This window comes from Calothrix rhizosoleniae SC01 (assembly GCF_900185595.1).
In the GTDB taxonomy this organism is placed as follows: domain Bacteria; phylum Cyanobacteriota; class Cyanobacteriia; order Cyanobacteriales; family Nostocaceae; genus Calothrix_A; species Calothrix_A rhizosoleniae.
The window spans coordinates 1-6,803 of sequence record NZ_FYBH01000137.1 but is presented as its reverse complement, the minus strand read 5'-3'; the positions used below and the strand labels follow the sequence as shown (position 1 = coordinate 6,803).

The window sequence follows — 6,803 nt, the reverse complement described above, 5'->3', positions numbered from 1 at the left end:
AGTCCGTTGGTATCGGAGACTGCTTATCTGCTACTTCGTTGCAGATAAAACCTGCTTGTAACCAGTCTGAATTATGAAAATGAGGAATATTTTGATTCAACTTCTGCAAATAGGATTCAAGCCGCTCAAATAGTTCTTTTGAGTGAGAGGCATAAATCAGTTTGCCAGATTCTAGATAAATAGACCAGATTTCTGTATATGTAGTAAATACACGTAATCTACCTGTAGCCTTGCGGCTAGTTAACTGAGCTAAAAGAGATAGGGGATATATTTTCTGTAATAAGCTATAGCTATCTATATGGATGGTATTCATTTTGCTTTCCCTGAATTTAAATAAGAGAGGAGCCTTCTTGAGTTTTATTTGACAATCAATGATATCAAAACTCTTTTAGCACAAATATACAATTTATACATCGTATTTATAAATGGATTCAATGCCAGGTTTATTTTTTGGGAAAAATTAAATATTATTTAAGTTTTATTTATCACTATTTTATCTATTTATACTGAGGTTATCAGATTTTTTTCGATGAAAGGTGAAAAAGCATTAAAATTCGATGAGGTGAATAAAAATTATTGCGTCATCTGGTGCAAATCAAGGATCACCTTCCTGCAAAATATACGCAAAATACATGTATCTTAAAACACTAATGACTCAGCCTACGCTCAAGAGACTTGTCCACGAAAAAATACATGAGTAAATGTCAAAGCAATGATTTATTATTCTTTTTAATCTAGTGTTTAATATTGCTTTTAACTGAACTGTATAGCACTCAAAATATTTTTTAGAAAATTTTGTAGGGCAACAAATGAAAAGGGAAATCCCTCAAAAGCTGTCAAATAATATATTTATAGATTTTTAAAATATATTATTGATTGGATATTTATCTATAATAAGGGTTTGGGTAAAAGCCTGGAGATAATAGTGGAATAGCCCAATTTAAAAAACTAAAGAGCTAGAATGTAAAATCCTAGCTCTGGGAATAATGGAAGACACTGGTAATTATTTTGTTCGTTTCCACTTACATTGATATATGTAGACTAAGATACGAACAGCACTCAATGAAGTTGAAGTTATATTTAAATAAATATTCAATTCAACTAAGATGCATTTGCTGTAGCATCAGCAACAGCAGGATAAACACTAATTTTTTTACGGCTTTTACCTTTGCGTTCAAAGGTGACAACACCATCAACTAAGGCGAAAAGAGTATCATCGCTACCAATACCCACATTGTTACCAGGGTGAAATTTAGTACCTCGCTGACGCACTAAAATATTACCTGCACGAACAGCCTGACCACCATAGCGTTTTACACCTAGCCTTTGAGCATTAGAATCACGACCATTACGAGTACTACCTGTTCCTTTCTTATGAGCCATAATTTCCTCTTATATGTTTACTGTTTAGTATTATTCAACTGTTGCTTTAGTAGGTGCATTATCTGCATTAGTCGCATTTGCAACTTCTTCTGATGCCAGAATGGAACCATTGAGGCTAATGGAATTAATCATCAATCTGGTAATTTCTTGACGGTGTCCACGTTTTTTACGGGTTTTCTTTTTCGGCTTCATTTTGTATACCAGGACTTTACGACCTCTAAGATGTCGCATCACAGTCCCTTCTACTTTTGCTCCTGTAACCAAAGGTTGTCCTATGGTGACTTCACCGTCATGGTTCACTAACAAAACAGATTCTATAGTAACTTTTTCGTCTGGCTGAGTTGAAAGCAGTTCAATATCGTAAAAACGACCTGGTTCTACTCGTAATTGTTTACCACCAGTCTCAATAATTGCGTAGGTCATTAAAATTGTCCTTAGATTTGCCGTACAGGTAGCTGGTTAATGAATGTACATTGTTTATACATAAGTAGCGAAATATCGCTATTTTCCAGCTTTTATTGTGTATCTACCCGATCCGAGCAGGAATTAGACAGACAATCTCCGATTATAGACTAAAAGATGCATTGAAGTCAAGCAAATACTGCGATCGCAATCCCGGTGTTGCCATATATTCCCATATTTATTGATTGCAAAAGCTACTTTCAAACAGGAGAAAAAGATGGAATAGACAAAGTACAGGCTTGCCAATTTGATTTGACTGCTACATTCAATAGTTTACACATACCACCACGTTGTCCTTCTGGAGTATAGTAGCGACAATAACGGCAAATTGAAATACATTTTTTTATCTTGTTCATAATTTTAGATTTGGGTTGAATAAAAGCTATTAGTAATTGGAATTAATGTTTCCAACTCTAGTATGACAGGCATTTACAGAAAATATTAAGAAAATCTTTATTCCTAAATAAAAATTTATACAATTTCATTTATTATGGGTATCATAATTAGGTATGTCATTATATGTTGACAATTAAGTAAAAATTCAGATTGTTGGCAATAACTATTATTGATAATTCTCCGTAATTATACCCTTTTAATTAGCCTATTAACTAAAGAAGAAAGTTAGTGATTTATCGTAAATTGTATCAATTATGAAAAGAATCGACGTTGAAAACAGAACTATTTTTGTTGGTTTGTCAGGAAGTCATAGTTATGGTTTAAGCCGTCCTGATTCTGATTATGATTACCGAGGGGTATTTATCGCACCCAAAAAATACTACTTAGGTTATGACAAGATTGAACAGAAAGATAAAGGTTGGGATGAGCCAGGTCTATTCCCATTTTTGGATGGGAATCAGGATACAGTGATTTACGAATTAAGGAAAATAATTCATTTATTATCTGGAGCAAATCCCAATGTTTTAGAATTATTATGGTTGAGGGATTATCCTTTTATAAATGATGTTGGGAAGTATTTAATCAGCTATAGAGATTTATTTTTGAGCAAGAAAGTTAAGCATACTTATGTTGGTTATGCCTTTGCTCAAATCAAAAAGATGGAAACCCATCGCAAATGGTTATTGCATCCTCCAAAAAAGAAGCCAGTTCCTGAGGATTTTGGCATAGAAGATGAAACCCCTTTAACTAAGGAAGAATTAAATGCTTTTTTGGAGTATCTTTATAATTTAATTAGAGGTAAGATTGAATTTTTGGAAGAATCAGAACAATTATATAAATTGTTAACAGCAGATATTGATTTTAAAGGAGTACTGAAACAATATACATTACCGAATGAGACTCTAGAATATACTCAAAAATTAACTAATAGTCGTAAAGATTTTATTCGTCTATTGCAAAAAAGCCAAAGTTATCAAGGTGCTTTAAGAGAATGGAAAGCCTATATTTCTTGGCAAGAAAATAGAAATCCAGTTAGAGCAGAAATGGAGAAAAAGTCTGGATTTGACTTAAAACATGGAATGCACTGTATTAGATTGCTGCGTAGTGGTTTAGAAATACTAAAAACTGGGGAATTAACTGTAGATAGAAGAATAGCGGGTGATGCTGATGATTTAAAGGCTATTCTCAGAGGCGATCGCACTTATGCAGAAGTGATGCAAATGGCAGAAGATTTAGTTACTGAAATGGATATTGTTTATCCTGAATCTAATTTACCTCATAGACCAAATCTAGAGGAAATTAATCAGCTATGTATAGAAATTGTAGAAATGCAAGGATGGAATTGAGGGTTAAATAAGTAGGGGTTATGACGATTTATTACTAATGATAATTAAAGAGTTGTAATTAAATCAGCAAATCCATAAATACCAACAATTAGTAAGAGTAAAGCTGTCAGTTGAGTGATAATTTTTTGATGGGATGGAGCAAGTTGTTCTCGAATTAAGATAGAAATAGATGCACCAACTACAAAACTCAAACCTAATACTATATAAGCTGGTCTTTCAGGAATAAAGCTAGAAAGTACTAACATAGCGATCGCTAATACCAACATGATTAGTTCTACCACACGAGGAGGGTTATGTTGACTAGCAAAAATCAAGTTATTAAACCAGAAATTCCAACTTCTCATAACTGTTTTAATTGTTTTAGGTAGTGAATTTTAAAGTAAGCTGTTGATTGCAAAACTCAGCACTTAAATAATCATAGGGTTCCTCAAAAACCCTGAACTAAAAAAATTACCAATTAAACCTCATCGACCTTGAGAACCCTAGTTTTAGGAAATGGCTCTGGAATTGCTTCCTGAAGTCGCAATTATAGATTTGCATAATTAGAAACTCCAGGTTTCAATATGGATGAGGTTCAACATTAATTGGTATCAAATTGGATGGTAAGGATAAAGTAGGGTTGACTTCCGCACAGGAGTACTAGCTTCTTGCACCTAATTTTTGACCTGTACCATTAGTTTCGGTTGCATCTTCTGGTAATTCTACCTCAAAAACACGGGCAAAGGCTTTTTCTACTTTGTACCCAGAATCAATTGATTCTAAGGGGTCTTTCCGTAGTCTATGGCGTAAACAAAGGACAATTACCCGTTGAATATCTTCCACTGTAACTTCAGTACGTTGTTCAAAAGCAGTTAGAGCTTTAGCTGCGCGATTGGTGACAATATCACCCCGCAAACCATCTACATTCAATTCAGAACAAACTTCCGAAATTTTAACTCGCAAGTCATAGTCAATATTTACCGCAGGTAAAAGTTGTTGAGCATTGACGATACGTTGTTGTAATTCTTCTTGTTGTCCTTGGTATTTTGTGAGGAATTCAGGGGGACTTTGGTCAAATTCAGACCTTTGTTCCACAATTTGCACACGCAACACTGGCTCTCGAACAGTATGGATTTCCGAGTGCATCCCGAATCTATCTAACAACTGGGGACGTAATTCCCCTTCCTCTGGGTTACCAGAACCAACTAATACGAAACTTGCTGGGTGACGAATGGAAATACCTTCCCGTTCTACGGTGTTCCAACCACTAGCAGCAGAGTCCAACAATACATCTACTAAGTGGTCATCGAGGAGATTCACTTCATCCACATATAGGATACCGCGATTAGCCTTGGCTAAAAGACCTGGCTCAAAGGCTTTGACACCTTCAGAAAGGGCTTTTTCAATATCAATCGTGCCACAAACTCTGTCTTCTGTAGCACCTAAAGGTAAGTCAATCATTTCCACTTTCTTGTGGTCTGTGGGAATATCCTCACCTTGGAGCAATTTTTGTCTAACATCATCACTCATTAAATCAGGATCGGTGGGATGACTATTAAACGGGTCATTAGGAACCACAGGAATTTCTGGAAGTAAATCAGCCAGTGCTCTAATAGTTGTGGATTTACCTGTACCGCGATCGCCCATTATCATTACACCGCCAATTTTTGGGTCAATCACATTTAAAATTAGAGCCAGTTTCATTTCTTCCTGACCCACAATGGCTGTAAAAGGAAAGACTACGCGACGCGCAGCAGGGGTAGCAACAGAAGTAGAGCTCACTAAATTACCTTTCTCTATCTATAAATTTCTTTTCTTACCGTTTTATTTTGCCACAGCTAGGGCATCGGCAGTTAGTTCAGTTATCAGTTATCAGTTATCAGTTGACGGTTGACGGTTGACAGTTAACCCTTAGGTGTTTTTTATCCCTCACTCCCCTCACTCCCCATACTCCCCACACTCCTCCCCTTCTGGGAATGATAGGATATTGTAGTTGCTGCTGTTGGCTTCCCTGTGAATGAAAAAAATATTAGATGAAGAACTTTCTCTGGAAATAGGCGATCGCATTAAAAGCAAAGGGAAAAAACCTTTTGATAATGCTTATCAGGCTGCGTTGTCAATGGAAGGGGTTATGTATATACAAGGTTTTTTAGTCAGCAACTATAAACCATATCAGCCTATAGAACATGCTTGGGTTGAGTTAACAGATACATCCAGTGAAGAATCTATTATCCGCATTGTCGATCCTACTCTCAAGCATTTGCGTAAAAATACTGGCGAATCTTGGTATTTTCCAGCACACAGTCTCACTGTAAAGCAACTCAAAGCAATTATCGAAGAATCTCAGGAAGACTATCCAGAAGATGACCCTTTACCAATCTACGGTGATGCACCATATGAATATTATGGTGATGTCATGTTGGGTGATAAGGAGTATTTAGTAGCTTATCAAGCTGCTGTTAATAAATGCCAAGAATTAAATCAACCAAATGTAGAGAAAAATGGGAAATAATCAATATCGGATTATGTTTGATTGATAGGGCAATTCAAAAATTGATTCCCGATTCATAACCAAAGTCAGTGAATCGGCAAAATCAAGGCTTTTTATCCGATATGGGAGTATATTTATCGAATCATTGCCATACCCCTAAATCACTTATTTTTTTCAGTATTCTGTGATGGTGCAAATTTCTTAGAAAAGAAGAGGATTCCCATTGCTGAAATGACCAGTCCTTGAACTGGAGATAGCCAAAGCTGTGAGCGTCTTAAAACATCTACGGCGGAGAATTGGTCATTGGCATTCATAAAAACTGCAATTGGTTGTAACAAGATAGTTACAAGAATCAGCAAGAGATAGAAAACAGACAACCAATATACAATCGTATAAAAACTACGTCGTAGCATTCCTGTATCAGTACTGCTGACACCAACTTGCTCTATGGCATTTGCACCCAGAACTGACAAAATTAAGGAAATTGTGGGAATAACTGTTGGAAGTGCCCAACTCCAAACCTCATCTAACCGACCCTCATAAACATTACTGAAGGACTGGACTACAAGTAACAGAAAAATTATCCCTACCCCAATAAACCACAAACGTGCTAAACGGTAGCGAGCTTTTTCCAAGGATATCATTCCAGATGGCATACTCATTTTTTGAATCTATGGAAATATTTTAAGGTTGCTCAAAATTCCTGATTTTTCCAGATGGACTAAGGCGCTTAGGCTACTGACTGT

The 6,803-nt window shown here is 35.9% G+C and carries 8 protein-coding genes and 1 pseudogene; 2 read left to right on the top strand and 7 right to left on the bottom strand.

From position 1 onward, the window contains the following. From CALSC_RS08245 to CALSC_RS26355, 4 genes and pseudogenes are all read right to left on the bottom strand, one after another. Window positions 1-313, bottom strand: a pseudogene (locus tag CALSC_RS08245) (response regulator); the annotation flags it as partial. Between the two features lie 788 nt (window positions 314-1,101). Beyond that, complete coding sequence (gene rpmA, locus CALSC_RS08240) at window positions 1,102-1,383, bottom strand: 50S ribosomal protein L27 (protein WP_088240887.1); 282 nt, start codon at window positions 1,381-1,383, stop codon at window positions 1,102-1,104. A gap of 30 nt (window positions 1,384-1,413) precedes the next feature. Beyond that, complete coding sequence (gene rplU / locus CALSC_RS08235; protein WP_088240886.1) at window positions 1,414-1,806, bottom strand: 50S ribosomal protein L21; 393 nt, start codon at window positions 1,804-1,806, stop codon at window positions 1,414-1,416. Window positions 1,807-2,045: 239 nt separating this feature from the next. Beyond that, window positions 2,046-2,201: a hypothetical protein gene (locus CALSC_RS26355; RefSeq protein WP_159460584.1), complete on the bottom strand. Its 156-nt coding sequence runs from the start codon at window positions 2,199-2,201 to the stop codon at window positions 2,046-2,048. A 294-nt stretch (window positions 2,202-2,495) separates the two neighbouring features. Between CALSC_RS26355 and CALSC_RS08230 the strand changes: the two genes are divergently transcribed. Further along, window positions 2,496-3,587, top strand: coding sequence for a nucleotidyltransferase domain-containing protein (locus tag CALSC_RS08230; RefSeq protein ID WP_088240885.1), 1,092 nt, complete (start codon window positions 2,496-2,498; stop codon window positions 3,585-3,587). Window positions 3,588-3,631: 44 nt separating this feature from the next. Here the strand turns inward: CALSC_RS08230 and CALSC_RS08225 are convergent, their stop codons facing one another. Further along, window positions 3,632-3,931, bottom strand: a complete 300-nt coding sequence (locus CALSC_RS08225) for a hypothetical protein (RefSeq protein ID WP_088240884.1) — start codon at window positions 3,929-3,931, stop codon at window positions 3,632-3,634. A gap of 295 nt (window positions 3,932-4,226) precedes the next feature. Next, window positions 4,227-5,348: a magnesium chelatase ATPase subunit I gene (bchI, locus tag CALSC_RS08220; RefSeq protein ID WP_088240883.1), complete on the bottom strand. Its 1,122-nt coding sequence runs from the start codon at window positions 5,346-5,348 to the stop codon at window positions 4,227-4,229. Between the two features lie 235 nt (window positions 5,349-5,583). On the opposite strand from bchI, the gene CALSC_RS08215 reads away from it, so the two are divergent. Next, the gene (locus tag CALSC_RS08215; RefSeq protein ID WP_088240882.1) at window positions 5,584-6,078 is read left to right on the top strand and encodes a hypothetical protein; all 495 of its coding nucleotides are present in this window, start codon (window positions 5,584-5,586) and stop codon (window positions 6,076-6,078) included. A 140-nt stretch (window positions 6,079-6,218) separates the two neighbouring features. Here the strand turns inward: CALSC_RS08215 and CALSC_RS08210 are convergent, their stop codons facing one another. Next, entirely contained in the window at window positions 6,219-6,719 is a 501-nt protein-coding gene (locus tag CALSC_RS08210) for a hypothetical protein (protein ID WP_143288191.1), read from the bottom strand. Window positions 6,720-6,803 lie beyond the last annotated feature (84 nt).